This window comes from Stenotrophomonas sp. YJH_SMC_73 (assembly GCF_059370155.1).
Genome location: NZ_JCAFTJ010000001.1, coordinates 16,322 through 40,232 on the forward strand (window position 1 = coordinate 16,322; position 23,911 = coordinate 40,232).

A 23,911-nucleotide genomic window follows, 5' to 3' on the forward strand; every position below is an offset into this window, starting at 1 on the left:
CACTCTCAGACGATATCGTCGACCACGCCGCCATCCACGCGCAGCGCCGCACCCGAGGTTGCCGAGGCCTGCGGCGAGGCCAGGTACACCACCATGTTGGCCACTTCCTCGACCGTGGCGGTGCGCTGGATCACCGAGGACGGCCGGTGCGCCATCACGAACTCACGGCCGATCTGCTCCAGCGGCTTGCCGCTGCGCTGGCGTTCATCCTCGAACATCGCCGCAAAACCATCGGAGAGGGTCGGGCCGGGCAGCACCGCGTTGACGGTGACGCCACTGCCGGCCACGCGCTTGGCCAGGCCGCGCGACAACGACAGCTGCGCGGTCTTGCTGACCCCGTAATGGATCATGTCGGCGGGAATGTTGCGCGCTGATTCGGAGGAAATGAACAGCACGCGGCCCCAGCCGGCATCGACCATTGCCGGTAGCAGCGCACGCGACAGGCGCACGCCGGACATCACGTTGGTCTGCCAGTAGCGCTCCCAGGTCGCGTCATCGGTCTCGAAGAAGTCCTGTGGGCCGAAGATGCCGGCGTTGTTGACCAGGATGTCGACCTTGGGCAGGCCGGCCAACAGTGTTTCGACACCGGCTGCATCAGAGAGATCGGCGGCGACGCCGAGCACGTCGGCTCCCGGCACGGTGGCGAGCAGGTGCCGGCGGGCGCGCTCGACGCTGTCGGTGCTGCGGCCATTGAGAATGACTCGCGCACCAGCGCTGGCCAGTCCTTGGGCGATGGCCCGGCCGATGCCGGCGGTGGAGGCGGTGACCAGCGCGGTGCGGCCACTGAGCTCGATTTTCATGGCGATAGTCCGGAGCGGGGGGATTGCCCAGTATCCGCGCGGCCGCGTGATCGAACCGCAGCGCCAGGCGCAACGCGTCGTTGCACACGGCGCAATTGACCCATGCCACGCGTGGGTGGGATCTCCGATCAGCGATGAGGAGTCAGGTCAGGCTGGTCACCGCTTCATTGGCCGCTGCCCGCACCTTCGGCAGCATTCGCAGCACCAGCGCCATCTGCGTGCGGATCAGCTGCAGTTTCGGCGGCATCGCCTCGTCGATCTGCTCCAGCTCGGCGGCCACCGCGCGGTCGGCGTCGTTGTCATCGTCGGCGACCGGTTGCCGTGCGGTCAGCGCCGAGGCCAGTTGCTGCAGTGCCTTGCGCACGCGCTCGCCGGCCGCCAATGCCAGCGGGTCGCCCGCATAGCTGTCCACCTGGTCGCGATGCGCGCCCAGCGCCGACAGGTGTCCCAGCAGCGTGTTGGACAGCGCCAGGAAGCGGAAGCCGGCATCCAGATTGCGGCGCACATGGCCGGGCTCACGCAGCATGTTCGACAGTGCGGTGGACAGCGCGGCATCGGCATTGTGCATGTCGCGCCGCGCGATGCGGTAGGCCAGGTCGTCGCGCATGCCGCTGCGGTACTGGCCCAGCACCGAATCCAGGTAGCGAGCCGCAGTGTCCAGCACGCGTGCCAGGACGAGATGCAGCTGCCGGCCCTGCCAGTCGGGCAGGACCAGGAACGCGGCCGCCGCTGCGATCGCGCAACCCAGCACCGTATCGACCATGCGCGGCACGATCAGCACGAAGCCGTCGCCGATCAGGTTGAAGCAGGTCAGTGCCATCACCGTGATCGCCGCCGACGCCACCAGGTAGCGGTCGGTGCGGGTGAAGAAGAACAGAAGTGCAGAGAGCAAGGCGATCAGCAGCTGCACGTGCAGCTGCGGGAACAGCTGCAGCAGCGCCCAGGTCAGCACCAGTCCGGCCAGGGTGCCGACGATGCGCTGGGCCAGGCGTTGGCGGGTGGCGCCGAAGTTGGGCCGGCACACGAACACGATGGTCAGCAGTACCCACGAACCGTTCTGCGCATTGAACAGGCGGATCGCTGCAAAGCCGGCAATCAGCGCCAGCGCCATGCGCAGCCCATGCCGGAACAGCACCGAGCCGGGCGTAAGCTGCTGGCGGATGCGCACGCCCATCTCGCGCAGGGTGTGTGGGTTGCTGTCGCGCAGGCGGGTATCGACGTTGTCCAGGCTGGCTTCGGAGCGCTCGGCATCCAGCAGGCGCCGTTCGATGCTGCGCAGGTTGTGCACCAGCAGGTCCAGCGAGCCCAGCAGGCGCTGCCATTGCGGCCGCTGCTGGTCGCGCAGGTAGGCCAGCGCATCGGCCAGGTCGCGCCCGGCCTGCTGGTTGCCTTCGCCGTACACGAACGGACGGCGCAGCCGGATTGCCTCGCCCAGGCGGGCACAGGCCTGTCCCTGCAGGTCAAGCAGGCGCTGGCAGCGGTACAGCACGTCGCTGTGGAAGAACGCGTCCACCAGCGCGCCGTACGGGTAATGCGAGGAACTGGCGCGCTCGTGGAAATCCTGCGCCATGTAGTACAGGCGCAGGTAAAGGCCGGAGTTCACGCCGGGTCGGCCGGAGCGGCCGAAGCGGGCCAGGATCGCGGTCTTGGCCTCGTTCAGCGCGCCGACCACGCGGCGGTTCTGTTCGGCCAGGTCGAGCTGGCGACGTTGCAGGTCGGCTTCGCGCACCGGCTCGAACAGCGCGGCCTTCAGCTGCAGGTAGCGGCCCAGCTCAACGTACAGTCGCGCCACCCGCTCGCGGACCGGCCGGTTGGCGAACAGCGCGGTCCACAGGATCGACAGCAGGCCGTACCAGACCGCACCGGCCAGCAGGTGGCTGACCGCTTCCAGCGCACTGTGCAGGTCGCTGGCACCGTGCTGTTCCAGGCCGATCATGGTGTAGATCGCCAGCGTCACCGTGGCCTGGGCAATGGACGCATAGCGCTCGCCGAGCGCGCCGAGCAGGGTCAGGCCGAAGGTGGACAGCGCCAGCGCGCCGATGAAGATCCACGGCCACGGGAACAGCCAGATGACCGATGCTGCGGCAATGCAGAAGCACAACAGCGACAGCGCCACCGCCTTGGTCCGGCCCCACCAGTTGTCATCGGTTTCGGCGATGGCACTGGCGATGATGCCGAGGAACACGCCGGGCAAGGCGGTCAGCGCATCCAGCTGCCAGCACACCGCCAGCGCCGCGGTCAGGGCGATGAACACCCGCAGGCCGTAACTGGCCTTCTCGTGGGCCCACAGGCGGCTGAGGCGGGATTGTCGGGCGGACATGCAGGCTCGGCGGAAGGGTCTCCGACCATTATTGCGGGTGTGGGGTGAAATATGGAGTGCGGACCAACGGTCCGCACCCACGGTAGTGGTAGTGCCGGCCGCTGGCCGGCAGATTTGCGGTACGGAGAAAGCCGGCCAGCGGCCGGCTCTACCCATAGATCCACGCCGCGCGTGGATGGGCCCTTCTAGGCCCGCTGCGCGCGCTTGAGCAGCTTGGCTTCGCGCCTGCGTGCGCGGCGTGCGCGCCAACGCTCGGCCAGGCACGAGAAGATCACGTACAGCGCCGGCGTGCTGAGAAGGGTCAGGCTCTGCGAGAACAGCAGGCCGCCGATCATCGCGATGCCCAGCGGGCGGCGCAGCTCGGACCCTTCACCCAGGCCGATCGCCAGCGGCACGGCGGCCAGGATCGCGACCATCGTGGTCATCATGATCGGGCGGAAGCGCACGATGCTGGCCTCGCGTGCGGCATCGCGCGGCGCCAGCCCATGCTCGCGCTGCGCCACCAGGGCGAAGTCGATCATCATGATCGCGTTCTTCTTGACGATGCCGATCAGCAGAACCAGCGCGATCATCGAGATCACCGACAGTTCGGTGTTGGTGCCGAACAACGCCAGCAGCGCACCGACGCCCGCCGCCGGCAGCGTGGACAGGATGGTGACGGGGTGGATCAGGCTCTCGTAGAGCATGCCCAGCACCAGGTAGACGGTCAGGATCGCGGCAAACACCAGGATCAGCATGTCGCTGGGATCTGAATTGAAGCCGAAGCCCGCATCGTCGGCCAGGCGGATGTCGCCAGGCATGCGCATGCCGGCGACGGTGGCATCGATGATCGCCTTGGCCTCACCCATGCTCACGTTCGGAGCCAGGTTGTAGCTGAGGTCCATCGTCGTGTACTGGTTCTCGTGGGTGATCTGCGAGGGGGCCAGGCCGGGCATCTGCGTGGCCACCGCGGTGATCGGCACCATGTCGCCGTTGCGCGCACGCACGTACACCTCATCCAGCGCCGCCGGGGTGGCGGTCTGCGAGGGCAGGGCGTTGACCACCACGCTGTACTGGTTGATGTCCGAATAGATGGTGGAGATCTGGCGCTGGCCGAACGCACCGTACAGCGCGCCGTCGATGGCGCCGACAGTGATGCCCAGGCGCGCGGCCTTGGCGCGGTCGATCTGGATGTTCTGGCGCAGTCCGGCATTGTCCACGTCGGTGCCGACGTCACGCAGCTTCGGGTTCTTCTTCAGTTCCGCCTGCAGCTTGGGCAGCCATTCCTGCAAAGCAGCCAGGTCGTTGCCCTGCAGGGAAATGCGGTACTGCGCGCCCTGGCTGGAACCGCCGCCATCGTTGCTGGGCAGGTCCTGGATCGCGCGCAGGCGCAACTGCAGGTCGGGGTAGCGATCGGCCTTGGCACTGAGTCGCGCCAACGCATGTGCGGTGGTTTCGCGGCGACCGTCGCTGCGTGACTTCAGCTCGATGTTGAACTGTGCACTGGAGCCCTGACGGCCGCTGCCGAGGCGCACACCCACGGTTTTCACTGCCGGGTCGGCCATCAGCATGTCGGTGATGCGACGCTGGCGGGCGACCATGTCCTCGAAGGAGACGGTGGCGCTGGAATTGGCGCGGCCCCAGATCAGGCCGGTGTCCTGCGGCGGGAACGCGCCCTTCTTCACCGCCCCGAACAGGAAGATGGTGGCGCCGATCAGGATCAGCGGCGTCAGCGACAGCAGCAGCGCGTGGCGCAGCGAGAAGTCCAGGAACACGGTGTAGATGCGCAGCATGCGCTCGTGGCCGGCATCCAGACAGCGTCCGAAGCGCGACGGCGGCGCGCTGTGGTCATGGGCGCTGAGGAAGCGGCTGCACAGCGCCGGGGTCAACGTCAGCGAAACGATCATCGAGACCACGATGGCCGCCACCAGGGTGACGGTGAACTCGCGGAAGAACGCGCCCATCATGCCGCTGGCGAACAGCAGCGGGATGAACACCGCGACCAGCGAGGCGGTGATCGAGACGATGGTGAAGCCGATCTCGCGCGCACCGGTCAGCGCCGCCTGCATGCGCGGCATGCCCTCATCGAGGTGGCGCATGATGTTCTCGATCACCACGATCGCATCGTCCACGACGAAGCCGATCGCGATCACCAGCGCCAGCAGGCTCAGGTTGTTCAGGGTGAAGCCCATCACGTACATCACCAACGCGGCACCGGCCAGCGACAGCGGTACGGTCACTGCGGCGATCAGCGTCGGTGCCAGCCGGCGCAGGAACAGCGCCATGGTCAGCACCACCATCGCCAGGCTGATCAGCAACGTGATCTGCACTTCATGCAGCGACGAGCGGATGGTCGGCGTACGGTCGAAGTACGGCGTCATCGTGGTGCCGGGCTGCAGGTAGTCGCGCAGGGTCGGGATCTGCGCCTTGACCCGGTCCACGGTCTCCACGATGTTGGCGCCGGCACGGGTGAACACGTACATCACCACCGCCGGCTTGTGGTCGAACCACGCGGCCTGGTAGGCATCCTGCTGGCCGTCGTAGACGTTGGCGATGTCCTTCAGGCGGATCACCCGGCCATCGCCCTGGGTCTTGACCACCAGATCGGCGAAGTCGGCCGCACGCGCCACCGAATCGTTGGCGATGATCGCGGTGGTGGTGTTGCCGTCGCTGAGGAAGCCGGTGGGCGAGGTCACGTTGGCCGCGCGCACCGCGTTGCGCAGGTCGTCGGCAGTGAGTCCCATCGCGTTCATCAGGCGCAGGTTGACGTCCACCCGCACCGCTGGCGTGGAGGCACCGGCGATGTCGACCGAGGCAACGCCGCTGATCTGGCGGATGCGCTGCGCCAGCAGTGAATCGGCGACGTTGTACAGTTCGTCGGCCGACTGCGTCTGCGAGGTCAGCGCGATGGCGATGACCGGGTCGTCGTTCGGGTTCGCCTTCTGGTACATCGGCGAGCCCATGCCCGAGGGCAGGTCGGCCTGCGCCGAGTTGATCGCGGTCTGTACGTCCAGCGCGGCCGAATCGATGTTGTGGCCGCTCTGGAAGATCATGAACACCAGCGAGCTGCCTTCCGAGCTCGACGAGCGCATGCGGTCGATGCCCGGCAGCTGGCCGAGATGGCGTTCCAGCGGCGCGGTAACCGTGGAGGCCATGGTCGCCGCATCGGCGCCGGACTGGCTGGCATGCACGAAGATCACCGGGATCTCGATGTTCGGCAGTGCCGATACGCCCAGGCGCAGGTAGCAGATCAGGCCGACCATGAACAGGCCGATGGCCAGCAGCGCGGTGCCGATCGGGCGGCGGATGAAGGGGCCGGACAGGTTCATCGTGCGGCCCCTTGCAGCAGCGGGGCGTGGATCATGCCTGCGGCTCCTGCAGCGAACCGTCGCGCAACGCACGCTGCTCGCGGTGGCGGGCAAGCCACTCGGAGAAGCGCTCCATGTACAGGTAGATCACCGGCGTGGTGTACAGCGTGACCAGCTGCGACAGCAGCAGGCCGCCGACGATGGCGATGCCCAGCGGGCGGCGCAGCTCCGAGCCGATCCCGGTGCCCAGGGCCAGCGGCAGCGCGCCCAGCATGGCCGCGGCGGTGGTCATCATGATCGGGCGGAAGCGCAGCAGGCAGGCACGGCGGATCGCTTCGTGCGCGTTGGCACCGGCGCGGCGGGCCTCGATCGCGAAGTCCACCATCATGATGCCGTTCTTCTTGACGATGCCGATCAGCAGCACGATGCCGACGATGCCATCCACCGACAGGCTCAGGCCGCACAGCATCAGCGCCAGCAGCGCGCCGACACCGGCCGGCGGCAGCGTGGAGATGATCGTGATCGGGTGGATGTAGCTCTCGTACAGCACGCCCAGCACGATGTAGATCACCACCAGCGAGGCCAGCAGCAGCCACACCACGTCCGTCTGGCTGCCAGTGAACTCGGCGGCCTTGCCGATGAACTCGGCATGCAGGTGGGTGGGCATGTCCAGGCTGTCCTTGGTCTCCTGGATTGCACGCACCGCTTCGGACAGCGAATAGCCCGGCGCCACGTTGAACGAGACCGTCACCGCCGGCAGCTGCTGCTGGTGGCTGACCACCAGTGGCGCGCTGCTCACCTTGCCTTCGGCCAGCGCCGACAGCGGGATGATGTTGCCTGCGCCGACGGTGATGCCGGTGTTCTGCGCGCCGATGCCGGTGGCGGTCGACGAGTTGGACGAGGTGACCTGGCCGAAGCTGGTGGCATTGGTGCCGGTCAGCGCGCCGGCGCCGTTGGAGGCCACCGCCAGCTGCTCCATCAACGCGGTGCTGGTGCGGAACTCCGGCGCCACTTCCAGCACCACGCGATACTGGTTGAGCTCGGTGAAGATGGTGGAGATCTGGCGCTGGCCGAACGCATCGTAGAGCGTGTCGTCGATGGTCTGCATCGGCACGCCCAGGACACTGGCCTTGTCGCGGTCGATGTTCAGCTCCAGGGCGCGGCCCTGGTTGGACAGGTTGTTGTCCACGTCAGCCAGTTCCGGGCGCTTGCGCAGCGCTTCGGTCAGGTGCGTGGCCTGGGTGGCCACCGTTGCCGAATCGACGTCCGACAGCGAGTACTGGTACTCGGTAGCGGCCACGCGGGTATCCAGGGTCACGTCCTGCACCGGCTTCAGGTACAGCGCCACGCCGGGAATGCCGGCCACCGCCTTCTGCAGGCGCGGCAGGATCTCGTCCAGGCCATCGCGCTGGCTGCGCTCCTTCAGCACGATCGACAGCTGGCCCTGGTTGAGCGTGGGGTTCATGCTGCCGGCACCAATGAACGCCGATACGCCGGTCACATCCGGATCGTGGCGCAGTGCTTCGGCGACCTGCCGGGTGCGCTGTTCCATCTGCGGGAAGGCGATGTTCTGGTCGGCCTGCACCACGCCGGTGATCAGGCCGGTGTCCTGTTCGGGCAGCAGGCCCTTGGGAATCAGCACATACAGCAGCACGGTCAGCACCAGTGCACCACCGGCCACGGCCAGGGTCAGGCGCTGGTGGCCCAGCACCCAGTCCAGGCTGTGCTCGTACAGGCCGACGGTGCGCGTCCACAGGTTCTGCTTGCCGGCCGCTGCCGCGCGCTCATGCGCGTCCTCGCCCTCGGGCAGGGCGTCGGGCTTGAGCAGGTAGGCACACATCATCGGGGTGAGCGTCAGCGAGATCAGCATCGACAGCACCACCGCGATGCTCAGCACCCACGCGAACTCGTGGAACAGGCGTCCGGTGACGCCGGGCATCAGCAGCAGCGGCAGGAACACCGCCACCAGCGAGACGGTCAGCGACAGCACGGTGAAGCCGATCTGGCGCGCGCCGATCTCGGCCGCTTCCTTGCCACTCTTGCCCTGCTCAATGTAGCGCACGATGTTCTCGATCATCACGATCGCATCGTCGACCACGAAGCCGGTGGCCACCACCAGCGCCATCAGCGAGAGGTTGTCCAGCGACATGCCGGCGAACGCCATCACCGCGAAGGTGCCGGCCAGCGACAACGGCACTGCCACCGACGGGATGATCGTGGCCCACAACCGGCGCAGGAACACGAAGATCACCGCCACCACCAGGCCGATGGTGAGGATCAGGGTGAACTGCACTTCATGCACCGAGGCGCGGATGGTCTCGGTACGGTCGTTGAAGATCTCCAGGTGCACGTCGGCCGGCAGCACGCCCTGCAGCTGCGGCAGGATCGCGCGGATGCGCTCGACGGTCTGCACGATGTTGGCACCAGGCTGGCGCCGGACTTCCAGCAGCACCGCCGGCTTTCCATCGGCCCAGGCGGCCAGCTGGTCGTTCTCCACGCCATCGATCACCTCGGCCACGTCCGACAGCCGCACCGGGCGGCCGTTCTTGTAGCTGATGATGGTGTCGCGGTACTCGGCGGCGCTGGCCAGCTGGTCGTTGGTGCCGATGCTGTAGGACTGCGTCTTGCCGTTCAACGAGCCCTTGGGCGCATTGACGTTGGCCTGGGTCAGTGCGCTGCGCAGCTGCTCCAGGGTCAGGCCCATGTTCGACAACTGCGCCGGATTGACTTGGATGCGCACGGCAGGGCGCACGTTGCCGGCGATCGACACCAGTCCCACGCCCTGCACCTGCGACAGGCGCTGGGCCAGGATCGAGTCGGCGTAATTGTTGACGTCGCGCAGCGGGCGCGTGTCGGAGGTCAGCTTCAGGGTGACGATGGCCGCGTCGGCCGGATTCACCCGGTTGTAGACCGGCTGGTAGGGAAGCGACGAGGGCAGGGTGGCCTGGCGGATCGCCGCCTGCACGTCCTGCGCGGCGATGTCGATGTCGCGGTCCATCGAGAACTGCAGGATGATCGTCGACAAACCGGCCGACGAGTCGGAGGTCATCAGCTCCAACCCGGAAATCTGCCCGAACTGGCGCTCCAGCGGGGTAGTGACCAGCGAGGCCATGGTGGTGGCGTTGGCACCGGGGTACTGGGTGGTGACCACCAGGCTGGGCGCATCGATTTCCGGCAGCGCCGACACCGGCAGCTTGCGGTAACCGAGGATGCCCAGCAGCAACAGGCCCGCCATCAACAGCGAGGTGGCGATCGGGCGGCGGATGAAGATCGTCGAAAAGCCCACGGACTGATCCTTGCTGGCACTTCAATGTCGGCGCCGGCGGGTATGCCGGCGCGAGGGAGATCAGTGGCCTGCGCTCAGCGCGGGCCACCACCGCGACGGCCACCGCCGCCTGCGTTCTTCTGCTCGGCCGCCTTCAGTTCGGCCTCGGTCGGTGCGGCCGGGGTCTCGCCCGGCTTCAGCGCGGTGACCTTGCTGCCCGGCTTCAGGCGGAACTGGCCTTCACTGACCACCCGCTCGCCGCCCTTCAGGCCTTCGGCGATCTGCACCTGGCTGTCGCCCACTTCCACGCCGCTGCGCACCGTCTGCATCTTTACCGTGTTGTCGCCCTGCACGATGTAGACGTACTCGCCATCCGGGCCACGCAGCACCGCCTGGGTGGGGATGACCACACCACCGGCGATCGTGCGCAGCTGCATGCGCACGTTGACGAACTGGCCCGGCCACAGGCCGTTGTCGGTGTTGTCGAAAATCGCACGCGCCTTGAACGTGCCGCTGTCGGCACTGATCAGGTTGTCGACCACGTCGAGCTTGCCGTCGCCGGACAACACATGCGAATCGGCACGGTCCAGCGCGGCCACCGGCACCGTGCCGGCGGCCTGCGCCTGGCGCACGTCGCCGAGCTGGCGCTCGGGCAGGTTGAACAGCACGTGGATCGGATGGATCTGGGTCAGCGTGACCAGCGCGGTGCCGGCGTTGACCACGTTGCCCGCGTCGACCGCGCGGATGCCGGCGATGCCGGAGATCGGTGCGGTGACCTTGGTGTACTGCAGCTGCACCTGCGCCGAACGCATGCTGGCCTCGTTGGCGGCCACGGCGCTTTCGTACTGTGCCACTTGGTTTCGCTGTGTATCCAGATCGGTCTTGGCGACGTACTGGCGATACTCAGGCGCGTTCGAGCGCTGGAAGTTGGAGCGCGCAGTGGCCAACAGGGCTTCGTTCTGGCGCTTGGCTGCGGCGGCCTGGTCATAGCTGGCCTGGGCCGTGCGCGGATCGATCACCGCCAGCACGTCACCCTGCTTCACTTCCTGGCCTTCGCGGAAATTCAGGCTCATCAGCTGGCCGCCGACCTGCGGGCTGACGGTAACGGTGTTCATCGCAGTCACCGTGCCCAGCGCGCTGGCATACACCGGCACGTCCTGGCGCGTGGCCTCCACCACGGTCACCGGTACTGGACCGGCATTCGGATCCTCGCCGCCCTGGCGCGCCCCCGCAGCTGCACCACCGGCCTTGTCCTTGCCCCCGCCCATGACGCGCAGGCCGACCACGGCCAGCACCAGCACTGCCACGACCAGCAGCACGATCTTCCAAACACGTGACATTACGAGGACTCCGAGAGGGCTGGACCAGGCGGGACGCCGGGGCAATGCGCAAAGCATACCTGTGCCACATCACGTTTCCTGCATGACGGATGGGACGGGCGCTAAGACCGGATCGAGCGCCGGAGGTTCCCGTGGCGGCGGTGTTGCCCTACATTCAGCTGGAACCCTTCTGCTGTGGAGATTGTGATGCGCCGTTCGCTGCTGCTGTCCGCCCTGCTGCTGGCCCTGCCGGCATTTGCCCACGCCCAGGACGGGCAGCGCCCGGAAGTGACCGCCGCCGCGCAGCGGCTGCAGGCCAAGGTGGTCGAATGGCGCCGAGATTTCCACCAGCATCCGGAGTTGTCCAACCGCGAGGCGCGCACCTCGGCCGAGGTCGCCAAGCGCCTGCGTGCGATGGGCCTGAAGCCGAAGACCGGCATCGCCCACCACGGCGTGGTTGCGATCATCGAGGGCGGCAAGCCGGGGCCGAAGATCGCCCTGCGCGCCGACATGGACGCGCTGCCGGTGACCGAGCAGACCGGCCTGCCGTTCGCCTCCAAGGCCACTGACCAGTACCGCGGGCAGACCGTGGGCGTGATGCATGCCTGTGGCCATGACGCGCACACCGCGACCCTGCTCGGCGTGGCCGAAGCACTGGTGTCGATGAAGAAGGACCTGCCGGGCCAGGTGATGCTGATCTTCCAGCCGGCCGAGGAGGGCGCACCGCCGCCGGAAGAGGGTGGTGCGGCACTCATGCTGAAGGAAGGCCTGTTCGCCGATTTCAAGCCGGAAGCGGTGTTCGGCCTGCATGTGTTCTCCAGCGTGCAGGTGGGTCAGATCGCGGTGCGCGGTGGCCCGTTGATGGCGGCCTCGGACCGGTTCGGGATCAAGGTGATCGGCCGCCAGACGCATGGCTCGGCGCCGTGGAACGGGGTTGATCCGATCGTCGCCACCGCCGACCTGGTGGGCACCGCGCAGACCATCGTCAGCCGCCGCGCCAACCTGTCCAAGCAGCCGGCAGTGCTGACCTTCGGCGCGATCAACGGCGGCATCCGCTACAACATCATTCCCGATGAAGTGGAGATGGTCGGCACCATCCGCACCTTCGACGAAGGCATGCGCCAGCAGATCTTCGCCGACCTGCGCAACGTGGCCGAGCACACCGCCGCCGCGCATGGTGCCAAGGCGGTAACCGAGATCTACGAAGCCGACGGCAACCCGGCCACGGTGAACAACCCGGCATTGACCGCGAAGATGCTGCCGAGCCTGCAGGCGGTGGTGGGCAAGGACAACGTATACGAGCCACCGCTGCAGATGGGTGCGGAAGATTTCTCGCTGTACGCCAAGGAAGTGCCGGGCATGTTCTTCTTCGTCGGCTCCACCAGCGCGGGCATCGATCCGGCAACGGCGCCGGCGAACCATTCGCCGAAGTTCCTGCTGGATGAGAAGGCGCTGGATGTCGGGTTCCGCGCGCTGCTGCAGGTGAGCCTGGATTACCTGCACGGTGCCGGTACCCCGGCGGGGTGAGGGTTTCCGCAGGGCTTGCAGCCCTGCACCCGCTTGGATCAACGGCAACGTCAACGTCAACAGCGGGCATTCCGTGGGCTGGCGGGGTGGGTCCGGTTGAGGGGGACGCCGTAAACCCGTCCCTGGGGGCTTGGCCGCGGCATCCATGCCGCGGACACCCCCTCAACCGGACCCACCCCGCCTTCGACAGTTTCCCGCGGCTGTTGGTGCCCGCTGCTGTTGGTGGGTGCCGACCGTTGGTCGGCACGGCGGACGTCATGAACGTCTGAAGGATCGGATTCTGATTTTCCTGATCTTTCCCGTGGTGGCGCGGGAAATTGTCCGTGGCCGGGAGGGTGGGTTGGCTGGGGGCGTGAGCCGCATGGATGCGGCGACCGAGCCTCCATGGATGGATTCACGGCGTCCCCCGGCCAACCCACCCTCCCGGCCAGCTCTTGTATCCGGCAACACAACCACCACGGAGGGGCTCCGCCGTTGGCCGGCCCGGCCGAAGGCCCGCCGCCCGCGCGATACAATGGCGCCCATGAACACCCCACAGGATTCCAGCCTCGGTCGCGAGGTCAGTTACCCGTCGCAGTACGATCCCGGCCTGCTGTTTCCCATCCCCCGCAGCGGCGCCCGCGCCGAGATCGGCCTCGATGACGCCGCGCTGCCGTTCGTCGGCCACGACCGCTGGCATGCCTTCGAGCTGAGCTGGCTCGACGCGCGTGGCAAGCCGCAGGTCGCCGTCGCCACCGTGCAGGTGCCGTGCACCTCGCCGCGGTTGATCGAATCGAAGTCGTTCAAGCTGTACCTGAACTCCCTCAACAGCACCCGTATCGACAGCGCCGAGGCACTGCGCGCGCGCATCGTGGCGGATCTGTCGGCCTGCGCCGGTGCGCCGGTGGAGGTCGAATTCGGCCTGCCGGGCCTGCGTGAGACGCCGCTCGGCGAATCCATCGATGGGCTGGACCTGGAGATCGACTGCTACGGCCCGCCGCAGGCAGACTTCCTCGCCGCTGATGCCGGCGAGGTGGTGGAGGAAACCCTGGTCTCGGCGCTGCTGAAGTCCAACTGCCCGGTTACCGGCCAGCCGGACTGGGCCACGGTCAGCCTGCGCTACCGCGGGCCGAAGATCGACCGCGCCGGCCTGCTGCGTTACCTGGTCAGCTACCGCGAGCACGCCGAGTTCCACGAGCAGTGTGTTGAACGGATCTTCAGCGAGGTGTCTGCGCGCTGCCAGCCGCAGTGGCTGGAAGTGGAGGCCCGCTACACCCGTCGTGGCGGCCTGGATATCAACCCCTGGCGTGCCAGCCCGGGCATCGCCGCCCCGGCCGCGACCTACCGCGAACTGCGGCAGTAACCGCCACAGGCGGTTGCCCGTTGCGCCGGGCCATGCCCGGCGAGCGCCGGCCAGCGGCCGGCACTACCATGATTCGCAGGTGGTTACGGGTGGAGCCGGCCGCTGGCCGGCAATCGGCCAAGGCCGGATCCCCCTGGCACAGCCGGCCAGCGGCCGGCACTACCGGGCGTCCATTCCCCCGATTGTTCAGCCGCCCCGGGGGGCGGCTTCACATCTGCACCATCCCCATTTAACAACCTCCATGGCACCGTGCGAATCACGTAGTCATGCAGACGGGAGTTGTGGATGAGTACCGAGAAGAAAGCCGATTTCTCCGGCGTCAGTGGCAGTGTCGACAGTACCGCCGAGCAGGTGCCGAAGGCGGACTTCTCCGGCGTCAGCGCTTCGGTGGACAGCACCGCAGACGTTGTCAGCGGCGGCACCTATACCGTGCAGAAGGGTGACTCGCTGTCGAAGATCGCCAAGCAGCATCTGGGCGACGCCAATGCCTGGAAAAAGATCTTCGAAGCCAACCGCGATGTGCTTGATGACCCGGACAAGATCTTCCCGGGCCAGACCCTGAAACTGCCGCCGAAGTAAGCCGGCCATCGAACGCCGTCCGACAATCCCTGGGAGGAACCCCGAATGATCAAGACCACCCCGCTACAGACCGCCCTGATCGCCGCCCTGCTGGGCAGCGTTGCCCTGGTCGGTTGCAAGAAGAAGGAAGAGTCGACCGACAGCAACGCCGCTCCGGCAGCGACCGCCCCGGCCGAACCCGCTGCTCCCGCGCCGATGACCGGCGCACCGCCGCCGATGGCCGAAGCCGCTGCGGTCAACGTCTCGTCGGTCACCGTCGGCAAGACCGCCGCCGCCGACAAGTCGGTTGCGACGACGGCTTTGTTCGCACCGAAGGATGACATCATCGTCTCGGTCAAGACCGACGGCGCTGCAAACAACGTCACCGTTGGCGCCAAGCTGACCTATCAGGACGGCCAGGTAGCCGGCGAACAGAACGCCACCCTGAACACCAGTGGTGCGGAAACCACCAACGTCACGTTCAAGAATGCAAAGGGCTGGCCGGCCGGCAAGTACCGCGCCGAGGTCACCGTCGATGGCAAGGCGGCCGGAACGCCGCAGGAGTTCGAGGTCAAGTAAGTCCTGCCGACTCTCTCCCGGCAGGGCTCACGATGGACGCAGCCGCGAGGCTGCGTCCTTTTTTGTTGGGCGATGGCTGGCTTCATCCACGCATGGCGTGGATCTGCTGATGCGGTGGGGGGCTTCATCCTGGCGCGGATGGATCACAGCGTTGCCGCCGTGCAGTACCGCCGCGTATGGCACAGCTTTGCCCCGCGCGGCTGAAAACGCGACAATGCAGGGGTTTCCCCGCCGCGCGCCCACCCTGACGGCGACGGGGGAAAGCGTGGGGCCCGGCCCCGCGCGCGACACGGTTGCACGTGGCCCGGCGCTGGCGCCGGCCTTCCCCTGAGCATTGCTACAGAGTCCAAGTCCCCCATGTCCAAGATCCTCTACACGCTGACCGACGAAGCACCGTTCCTGGCCACCCAGTCGCTGCTGCCGATCGTCGGCGCCTACACCGCCACCGCAGGCATCGTGGTGGAAACCCGTGACATCTCGCTGTCCGGCCGCATCCTGTCGCTGTTCCCTGAACTGCTCAGCGACGCGCAGAAGGTCAGCGACGACCTGGCCGAGCTGGGCCAGCTGGCGACCACCCCGGACGCCAACATCATCAAGCTGCCGAACATCTCCGCCTCGGTGCCGCAGCTGAAGGCGGCCATCAAGGAACTGCAGGACCAGGGCTATCCGCTGCCGGATTACCCGGAAACCCCGGCCGACGACCAGCAGCGCGACTACAAGGCGCGCTACGACAAGGTCAAGGGCAGTGCGGTGAACCCGGTGCTGCGCGAAGGCAACTCCGACCGCCGTGCACCGCTGTCGGTGAAGAACTACGCGCGCAAGCATCCGCACCGCATGGGCGCCTGGGCGTCGGATTCGAAGTCGCACGTCGCGCACATGGCCGCCGGTGACTTCTACGGCAGCGAGAAGTCGGCCACCCTGGCCAACGCCGGTTCGCTGAAGATCACCTTCCACGGCAAGGACGGCAGCGCCGTCGTGCTGAAGGAAAAGACCGCAGTGAAGGCGGGCGAGATCGTCGATGCCGCCGTCATGAGCCGCAAGGCACTGGCCGCGTTCATCGGCGAGCAGATTGCCGATGCCAAGGCCCAGGGCGTGCTGTTCTCGCTGCACCTGAAGGCGACCATGATGAAGGTCTCCGACCCGATCATGTTCGGCGTGGCGGTGAACGAGTTCTACAAGGACGTACTGACCAAGCACGCCGACGTGCTGAAGCAGGCCGGTTTCGATGCCAACAACGGCATTGGTGACCTGGCTGCGCGCCTGCCGTCGCTGCCTGAAGCCACCCGCGCCGCGATCGAGGCCGACCTGGCCGCCGAGTACGCGCAGCGCCCGGGCGTGGCCATGGTCAATTCGGACAAGGGCATCACCAACCTGCACGTGCCGAGCGACGTGATCGTCGACGCCTCGATGCCGGCGATGATCCGCGACTCGGGCAAGATGTGGAATGCCGAAGGCAAGCTGCAGGACACCAAGGCGGTCATTCCGGACCGCTGCTACGCCGGCGTGTACCAGGCCGTCATCGACGACTGCAAGGCGCACGGTGCCTTCGACCCGGCCACCATGGGCTCGGTGCCGAACGTCGGCCTGATGGCGCAGAAGGCCGAGGAGTACGGCTCGCACGACAAGACCTTCCAGATCGCCGCCGATGGCGTGGTCAAGGTCACCGATGATGCCGGCGCCGTGGTGTTCGAGCACGCCGTGGAAGCTGGTGACATCTGGCGCATGTGCCAGACCAAGGACGCGCCGATCCAGGACTGGGTCAAGCTGGCCGTCGAGCGCGCCCGCCTGAGCAGCACCCCGGCCGTGTTCTGGCTGGACGCCGCCCGCGCCCACGACGCGCAGGTCATCGCCAAGGTCGAGCAGTACCTGAAGGACCACGACACCACCGGCCTGGACATCCGCATCCTGCCGCCGGTGGAAGCCACCGCGTTCTCGCTGGACCGCATCCGCAAGGGCGAGGACACCATCTCGGTGACCGGCAACGTGCTGCGTGACTACCTGACCGACCTGTTCCCGATCATGGAACTGGGCACCAGCGCCAAGATGCTGTCGATCGTGCCGCTGATGGCCGGTGGCGGCCTGTTCGAGACCGGTGCCGGTGGATCGGCCCCGAAGCACGTGCAGCAGTTCGTTGAAGAGGACTACCTGCGTTGGGATTCGCTGGGTGAGTTCCTGGCCTTGGCCGCGTCGCTGGAACACCTGGGCAACCGCTACGACAACGCCGCTGCCCGTGTGCTGGCCAAGGCGCTGGACGAAGCCAACGGCCAGTTCCTGGACAACGACAAGTCGCCATCGCGCAAGCTGGGTGGCATCGACAACCGTGGCAGCCACTTCTACATCGCGCTGTACTGGGCCCAGGCCCTGGCCGCGCAGGACGAGGACGCCGCCCTGAAGGCGCGCTTCGCCCCGCTGGCCAAGACGCTGACCGACAACGAGCAGAAGATCGTCGAAGAGCTGATCGCAGTGCAGGGCAAGGCCGTGGACATCGGTGGCTACTACCGCCCGGACGTGGCCAAGGCCAGCAAGGCGATGCGCCCGAGCGCGACCTTCAACGCCGCGCTGGAGCAGCTGCGCGGCTGATCCACTGCCGTTCGGCCGTGACACCGGAACCCGCGCTTCGGCGCGGGTTTCTTTTTATGGCGCTGGGGTCAGATCCCTTTTGCAAGCAAAAGGGATCTGACCCCATTCGACCCGTGTCCAGAACCGTGACATCCGTCGGTCGTCGGAATGCCGTCAACGGGGCATGAAACTTGCCCGCGATGGCGGTCGCAGAATGGATCGGCGCCGTTTCGCAGTCGCCTTGAATCTGAGCAATCGATCACGACGGCCGCCGCTGGCGATGCCCTAGCCTTGGCGACGCGAGGCCACCGGGGAGGTGGCCGCACGGGGAACACGGATGGCACGCGTGCTGGTAGTGGGAACCGATATCCAGGGCGAGCAGGCCCTGCTGCAAAGGCTGCGCCTGGCCTCGGCGCTGCCGGATGGCCAGGTCCGCCGCAGCCAGGATCTGGACGATTGTGATCTGCTGGTCATCCGCGATACCCCGGCGCTGCGCAACGCCGCCCAGCGCATGCGACAGCAACGTCCGCGCCTGCAGTGCTGGATCGAGGACATCGGCGGCCAGCTGCGTGATGGCGACGGGCATCAGGACGTGCTTGATGACGGTGCCATCGGTCGCGCGTTGCGTCGCATGCAGTTGGCACCGGAGCCCCTGGTCATGCAGACACCTGCGCCGATCCGCCTGGCAGATGGCGCGCACGCCATCACCCGCCTGCTGCGCGAGCGGCTGCCGCTGCGACAGGGCCAGGCACTGCTGGGTGATGCAGGCGAGCCTCTGCTGCTGATGGATCTGGAGCACGATCAGGCCGTGCTGTTGCAGGAGCCGGCTGCGGCGCTGGTGGAGCGGCTGGCCGATGCCTTTGAGCGCCTGCAGCTGGACGCGCTGACACCGGCGCGCCTGCAGGCCCTGGCCGGCGAGCGGCCACGCCAGCCGCTGCGGCCACTGCTGTGGCAATGGGCGCAACGCAGCCGCCATTGGCAGGCGCTGGACGAGCGCCTGCGCGGCGCCTCGGTGAAGCTGCTGCGCTGGCCGGACTTCCGCGTACTGGGCCATGACCACGATGGCTTCCGCCTGTGCTCGCTGCTGCTCAAGCGTGCGTGTACGGTTGAGGAATGCACGATGCTGCTCGAACTGCCGGCGGCGGCCGTTCGCGATTTCATCCATGCCGCCTATCTGTGTGGCTACGCGCAGCTGCAGGCCGCCCCGGCGACGCTGATGATGGCGGCAGGTGGCACCCGCACCGACAACGGACTGCTCGCCCGCCTGTGGCGGCACCTGCGCGGGAGCGAGCGCAATGCGTGAGCACAAGGTGGTCGTGCTGGGCGGCATGGGCAGCGGCAAGTCGACGCTGGTACGCAGCATCGCGGCTGGCGCGGTGGTCGACACGGATGTGGCCAACAGTGATCGCCTCGGCGCCGACAAGGCCTCCACCACCGTGGCGCTGGACTATGCAGACATCGACCTGCCCAACGGCGAACGCCTGCGTCTCTACGGCACACCCGGCCAGCAGCGTTTCGATTTCCTGTGGCCGATCCTGCTGCAGGGCGCGCGTGGCGCGGTGCTGCTGCTGGATGCGCGCCGCGCCGGCCTGGCCAGCGAGCTGGAAGGCTATCTGCAGGTGCTGCAGCCGTTCGCATCATCCTTGGCACTGGTCGTGGCGGTCACCCACCTGGACCAGGCACCGCAGGCCGCACTGGATGACTGGGCCATCCGTGCCTGCCTTGACGACCAGCCGCTGCCGCTGCTGGCCGTGGATGCCCGTGACCGAGGACAGGGACTGCTGCTGATGGATGTACTGATGAGCGAAATGGAAGCGCACGCACTGGTGGCTGCACATGGCTGACGGGCAGCTGGCGGTACTGCCCGACGCCGGTCAGCGTGAGCGCCTGCAGCCCCTGCTGCAGGACCTGCAGCAGCGGGTCGAAGGCGTGCGCACGGTCGTGCTGGCCAGCGTCGATGGCTTTGCCCTGGTCAGCGCCGGCGCCGAAGGGCGCGGCGAACGGCTGGCGGCGATGACCAGCGCGATGCTGGCGCTGGCTGCGGCGGTCGGGCGCGAACTGGTGCTGGGCGATCTGCAGACACTGATGCTGGAAGCGGCGGGCGGAAAGGTGCTGATGCTGGCGATCCAGGCCGAAGGGCGCGCACCGTTGCTGCTGATGGCGGCCTGCGACCAGCGCAGCGTGATCGGCCAGGTGCTGTGGCAGAGCAGGGAATGTGGCCAGGCGATCCTGGCCGAACTCGGCGGATCGTGAGCCCGGCCGCAGGGGAACAAGGGGCTCGGACCAACATCGACAAGGGGTGCGACGTGGCTGGATTGAATGATTCGTTGAACGCACTGATGGGCATCGACGGCGCGCAGGCAGTGGCGCTGGTCGATTACGAAAGCGGCATGCTGCTGGGCGAAGCCGGTGCCGGCATGGACATGGAAGTGGCCGCCGCCGGCAATACCGAAGTGATCCGCGCGAAGATGAAGACCGCCGCATCGCTGAACCTCAACGACAGCATCGAGGACATCCTGATCTCGCTGGGCAAGGCGTACCACATCATGCGCCCGGTGGCGAAGAAGAAGGGCCTGTTCTTCTACATCGTGCTGGACCGTACCAAGTCCAACCTGGCATTGGCCCGGCGCAAGGTGCAGGACGTGGAGGCCGAACTGGCGATCTGAGCGGCCGCCTCCGTAGCGCCGGACCATGCTCGGCTGCTTCCAGCCGAAGCAGCCGAGCACGTTCGGCGCTGCCTTCAGGCTGCTGGAAGCAGCAGTGCAGAGACGAACGAGAGAGCCTTGCTGTCGCGTGCGGCGAAGTACCTGGGCGCATGATCTGGCAGCCACACTTCGTTGAAGTGGCGGCGGAAGTCCTCGTAGAACTCGTTGGGATACAGCTTGGCCTGCACCGTGCGGCCGTCCGGATAGGCGTGGTCATACGTGGGCAGCGCATCGGTGTCGACGCCGCGATGATCCCTCAGCCATTTGCAGAACAGGCGGCCTTCGGAGATGTCCGGCACCAGCGCCTGCGGGAGCGTATAGCCCGCCTGCTCCAGCGGTGCGATCAGGTTCAACGTCAGCTCGTTGAGCATCGAGAAATGGGTGTACGGCACCTTGGCACGGTTCTGCATGTAGCGGTCGATGTGCACGGGCAGCAACGCATTGGCGCGACCCTGCTGCCATTCCACCACCCACTGCGAGACCTTCACTGCGAACCTGCGCGACAGCCACTGGCCGAGGTGGATGGCGAGGTACGGGTGGATCCAGGTGCCCTGCATGGCCGGGTTCCCACCGGATACCACGTGGATCAGCTCATTCTCGGACAGCTTCGTCTGCGCCATGAGCTCCTGCAGGAACTCCTCCGTCGATTTCAGTGCCCGGTAGTCGGACCAGCGCTTGCCGACGGACTGGCACAGGGCGGTCGCGCTGATGTAGCCGTCGCGGGCGCGCTGCGGGATGACGTTGCCTTCCTCCACGCGCGGAATAAAGGTCATTTGCTGCATGCGTCACCTCGTGCCGTTGTTGGGCCTGAAAGGGTAGGCAGCAGGGAGGCATCAGGTCTGTAGGAATCGTTGCGTTTGTCGCGGCATGCAGTGGCCCTACACAAGCCACCCCACGCCAGCGTATGGTGAGGCAGGTCCTCCCGGGTGAACCCTGCATGTCCGAGCCTGACACCGTTGCCGACTTGGCGTCGCGCATCGCCGGCGCCATTCACGCCGGCTTCGAGCAGTATCACGCCCGCTTTGCGGCGATCACCGCCCGTGCGCGGCAGCGTTTCGAGCAGCGCGACTGGGTGGGCGCGCGCCGGGATGCAGTCGAGCGCATCGCGTTGTACGACCTGTGCATCGCCGAACAGATGGATGCGCTGCGGCGTCTCGCCGGCGAAGCGATCGGGGAACGCGCGCTGTGGCTGCAGGTGCATGCGCGCTATAGCGCACTGCTGCGGGGGCTGATCGACGCCGAGCTGTACAAGACCTTCTACAACACGCTGTCGCGGCGCTTGTTCTCCACCCGTGGCGTGGACCCGGCGCTGGAGTTCATCGCCTTCGATGTCGAGCCGTCCGATGCGATCACCCACCCGGTCGCACGGCATACCTATGCGGTCTCGCCGACGCGGCCGGTGGAGGCTCTCCAGCGCGTGCTGGCCGATTACCGCTTCGACATTCCGTATGCGCACCAGCTGCGCTGCGCGGCGACCATCGCTGTGCGCCTGCAGGATGATCTGGCCCACTGGGGTGATACGCCGGTGCGCAGCATCGAGCTGCTCGACACCGTGTTCTACCGGGAGCGCCGCGCCTACCTGGTGGGTCGCGTGTTCGGCGAACACCGCTTCTCACCGTGCGTGATCGCCCTGGTCAACGATGGGCAGGGCCTGCGTGCAGATGCGGTGCTGACCCGGCGTCGCGATGTCGCCCATCTGTTCGGCGTGTCGCGCAGCTATTTCCAGGCCGACCTGGCCACGGTGGGCGATGCGGTGGTGTTCCTGCGCAGCCTGTTGCCGGGCAAGCCCATTGATGAGATCTATACGGTGTTGGGCCGCGCCAAGCAGGGCAAGACCGAGCGCTACCGTACCTTCTTCCGCCACTTCAACGAACATCCGCAGGAGCGGCTGGTGCATGCCGAAGGCACGCCGGGCATGGTCATGGCGGTGTTCACCCTGCCCAGCTATCCGCTGGTGTTCAAGCTGATCCGCGACCGCTTCGCGTGGCCGAAGTCGATGTCGCGGCAGCAGGTGGAAGAGAAGTATGCGCTGGTGTTCAACCTCGACCGTGTCGGTCGCCTGCTTGATGCGCAGCCGTACCGCCATCTGCGTTTCCCGCGCGACCGCTTCGCACCGGCCTTGCTGCAGGAGCTGCTTGCGCAGTGCGCGCAGAGCGTGCGCGTCGATGGCGATCAGGTGGAAGTCGCACTGTGCTACGTGCAGCGTCGCTTCCGTCCATTGAACCTTTACCTGCGCGAGCAGGGCGGCGACGCGGTGCGTGCGGCGGTACTCGACTACGCGCAGGCGATCACCGACATGGCGCGCAACAACATCTTCCCCGGCGACATGCTGCCGAAGAACTTCGGCGTATCGCGGCATGGCCGGGCAGTCTTCTACGACTATGACGAGCTGTGCCTGGTCAGCGACTGCGTGTTCCGCGCCTGGCCGCAGCCGCGCACGCCGGAGGAAGCCATGGCCGACGAACCCTGGTTCCATGTCGGGCCACGCGACGTGTTTCCCGAGCGCTTCGGCCCGTTCATGGGCCTGCCGGCGGGTGAGCTGGCGGCGGTGCGCGAACATTACCGGCACCTGTTTGATCCCGCGTGGTGGCAGGGCCTGCAGGCGCGCTTCGCCAGCGGTGATTATCCGGATACGCCGCCCTATGCGGCGGTCCATCGCCTGGCCTGAACGGCGTGGCGTGGACTGCCTGCCGGTCCCGCTCGGACTGCGGTACGCTCGGGGTTCACCTCATCACCATGGATCCGGCAATGATGCGTTCCCCCCTGTTCCTTGCGCTGGCCCTGGCGTTCGCCGCCGGTGCGCCCCTGCTGCCGGCCGATGCCGTGGCCCAGAACGCGCGCGCCGTGCGCGCCACTGCCGAGATGAGCATGGTGCTGTCAGGCAGTATCGACGTGGCAGCCGATGGTTCGGTCAGCACGCTGGTCCTGGACCAGCGTGCCATGCTCGCACCCGGCATCGTGTCGTTCGTGGAAGGCGCCATCCGCGGCTGGCAGTTCGAACCGACGCTGCGTGATGGTACGCCGGTGGCCGTCCACGCACCGCTGCGCGTACGCCTGCGTGGCAAGCAGCAGGAAGACGGCAACTACCAGATCAGCATGACCAGCGTCGACTTCAGTGAATATGATCCGAAGGCTACCGATTCGATCACCCAGAAGCGCATGCCGCCGCCGCGCTACCCCGAAGAGGCCTTCCGCAATGGCGGGCAGGGTGACGTACTGCTGCTGGTCAAGGTCGCACGCGACGGCACCGTGGCCGATGTCATTGCCGAGCAGGTGAACATGACCGTGGTCGCACCGGAACGGACCATGGCCAGGATGCGCGACATCTTCGCCAAGGCCAGTATCAGTGCGGCCCGCAAGTGGACCTTCTCGCCGCCGACCACCGGCGAGGACAGCACGCGGGATTCATGGACCGTGCGCGTGCCGGTCACTTTCGCCCTGAACAACAGCGACAACGGCCAGCCGGAACGCTACGGCCGCTGGCGTGCCTTCATCCCCGGCCCGCGCCAGGCCGCACCCTGGCGCACGCCGGATGGCGCCGGACAGGCGGGAAGTGATCTGCTGCCGGCCGGCGGCGTGTACATGGTCGATGGCACCCAGCGCGGCCTGCGCCTGCTGACGCCGCTGGCGCAGCGCTGAGCCCGGTGCGA

The 23,911-nt window shown here is 67.1% G+C and carries 17 protein-coding genes; 11 read left to right on the forward strand and 6 right to left on the reverse strand.

Going from position 1 to position 23,911, the window contains the following annotated elements; all coding sequences use genetic code 11:
• Positions 1 to 5 precede the first annotated feature (5 nt).
• The 5 genes from AC5P8R_RS00105 to AC5P8R_RS00125 form a co-directional block, all read right to left on the reverse strand.
• Positions 6 to 800, reverse strand: a complete 795-nt coding sequence (locus tag AC5P8R_RS00105) for an SDR family NAD(P)-dependent oxidoreductase (RefSeq protein ID WP_014648651.1) — start codon at positions 798 to 800, stop codon at positions 6 to 8.
• 142 nt (positions 801 to 942) lie between these two features.
• Positions 943 to 3,120 (reverse strand): YccS family putative transporter, encoded by a 2,178-nt coding sequence (yccS, locus tag AC5P8R_RS00110; protein WP_014648650.1) that lies wholly within the window; start codon positions 3,118 to 3,120, stop codon positions 943 to 945.
• Positions 3,121 to 3,305: 185 nt separating this feature from the next.
• The gene (locus AC5P8R_RS00115; protein WP_495222883.1) at positions 3,306 to 6,428 is read right to left on the reverse strand and encodes an efflux RND transporter permease subunit; all 3,123 of its coding nucleotides are present in this window, start codon (positions 6,426 to 6,428) and stop codon (positions 3,306 to 3,308) included.
• 31 nt (positions 6,429 to 6,459) lie between these two features.
• The gene (locus AC5P8R_RS00120) at positions 6,460 to 9,693 is read right to left on the reverse strand and encodes an efflux RND transporter permease subunit (protein WP_495222884.1); all 3,234 of its coding nucleotides are present in this window, start codon (positions 9,691 to 9,693) and stop codon (positions 6,460 to 6,462) included.
• A gap of 74 nt (positions 9,694 to 9,767) precedes the next feature.
• Positions 9,768 to 11,012 carry an efflux RND transporter periplasmic adaptor subunit gene (locus AC5P8R_RS00125; protein ID WP_014648647.1) on the reverse strand — a complete coding sequence of 415 codons (1,245 nt, stop codon included), beginning with the start codon at positions 11,010 to 11,012 and terminating at the stop codon, positions 9,768 to 9,770.
• Between the two features lie 186 nt (positions 11,013 to 11,198).
• On the opposite strand from AC5P8R_RS00125, the gene AC5P8R_RS00130 reads away from it, so the two are divergent.
• The 9 genes from AC5P8R_RS00130 (at position 11,199) to AC5P8R_RS00170 (ending at position 20,222) form a co-directional block, all read left to right on the forward strand.
• A complete protein-coding gene (locus AC5P8R_RS00130; RefSeq protein WP_495222885.1) occupies positions 11,199 to 12,518 on the forward strand; it encodes a M20 family metallopeptidase in 1,320 nt (439 codons plus the stop codon).
• A 523-nt stretch (positions 12,519 to 13,041) separates the two neighbouring features.
• A complete protein-coding gene (queF, locus tag AC5P8R_RS00135) occupies positions 13,042 to 13,860 on the forward strand; it encodes an NADPH-dependent 7-cyano-7-deazaguanine reductase QueF (RefSeq protein ID WP_049439336.1) in 819 nt (272 codons plus the stop codon).
• A 285-nt stretch (positions 13,861 to 14,145) separates the two neighbouring features.
• Positions 14,146 to 14,439: a LysM peptidoglycan-binding domain-containing protein gene (locus tag AC5P8R_RS00140; RefSeq protein ID WP_005419771.1), complete on the forward strand. Its 294-nt coding sequence runs from the start codon at positions 14,146 to 14,148 to the stop codon at positions 14,437 to 14,439.
• Between the two features lie 45 nt (positions 14,440 to 14,484).
• Entirely contained in the window at positions 14,485 to 14,997 is a 513-nt protein-coding gene (locus tag AC5P8R_RS00145) for a hypothetical protein (protein ID WP_014648644.1), read from the forward strand.
• Positions 14,998 to 15,354: 357 nt separating this feature from the next.
• Positions 15,355 to 17,577: an NADP-dependent isocitrate dehydrogenase gene (locus AC5P8R_RS00150; protein ID WP_046432822.1), complete on the forward strand. Its 2,223-nt coding sequence runs from the start codon at positions 15,355 to 15,357 to the stop codon at positions 17,575 to 17,577.
• A 316-nt stretch (positions 17,578 to 17,893) separates the two neighbouring features.
• Positions 17,894 to 18,859 (forward strand): hypothetical protein, encoded by a 966-nt coding sequence (locus tag AC5P8R_RS00155; RefSeq protein WP_014648642.1) that lies wholly within the window; start codon positions 17,894 to 17,896, stop codon positions 18,857 to 18,859.
• Complete coding sequence (locus AC5P8R_RS00160; protein ID WP_014648641.1) at positions 18,852 to 19,400, forward strand: GTP-binding protein; 549 nt, start codon at positions 18,852 to 18,854, stop codon at positions 19,398 to 19,400. The genes AC5P8R_RS00155 and AC5P8R_RS00160 overlap by 8 nt, the downstream gene beginning before the upstream one ends.
• Entirely contained in the window at positions 19,393 to 19,809 is a 417-nt protein-coding gene (locus AC5P8R_RS00165) for a roadblock/LC7 domain-containing protein (protein WP_014648640.1), read from the forward strand. Before AC5P8R_RS00160 ends, AC5P8R_RS00165 begins: the two co-directional genes overlap by 8 nt.
• A 53-nt stretch (positions 19,810 to 19,862) precedes the next feature.
• Positions 19,863 to 20,222 (forward strand): hypothetical protein, encoded by a 360-nt coding sequence (locus tag AC5P8R_RS00170; protein ID WP_014648639.1) that lies wholly within the window; start codon positions 19,863 to 19,865, stop codon positions 20,220 to 20,222.
• Positions 20,223 to 20,296: 74 nt separating this feature from the next.
• Here AC5P8R_RS00170 and AC5P8R_RS00175 read toward each other — a convergent pair whose 3' ends face one another.
• Positions 20,297 to 21,043 (reverse strand): KilA-N domain-containing protein, encoded by a 747-nt coding sequence (locus AC5P8R_RS00175; RefSeq protein ID WP_014648638.1) that lies wholly within the window; start codon positions 21,041 to 21,043, stop codon positions 20,297 to 20,299.
• Between the two features lie 155 nt (positions 21,044 to 21,198).
• Between AC5P8R_RS00175 and aceK the strand changes: the two genes are divergently transcribed.
• Both aceK and AC5P8R_RS00185 read left to right on the forward strand, forming a co-directional pair.
• On the forward strand, positions 21,199 to 22,929 hold the full coding sequence (aceK, locus tag AC5P8R_RS00180; protein ID WP_046432816.1) for a bifunctional isocitrate dehydrogenase kinase/phosphatase: 1,731 nt from the start codon (positions 21,199 to 21,201) through the stop codon (positions 22,927 to 22,929).
• 80 nt (positions 22,930 to 23,009) lie between these two features.
• A complete protein-coding gene (locus tag AC5P8R_RS00185; protein ID WP_049439329.1) occupies positions 23,010 to 23,900 on the forward strand; it encodes an energy transducer TonB in 891 nt (296 codons plus the stop codon).
• Positions 23,901 to 23,911 lie beyond the last annotated feature (11 nt).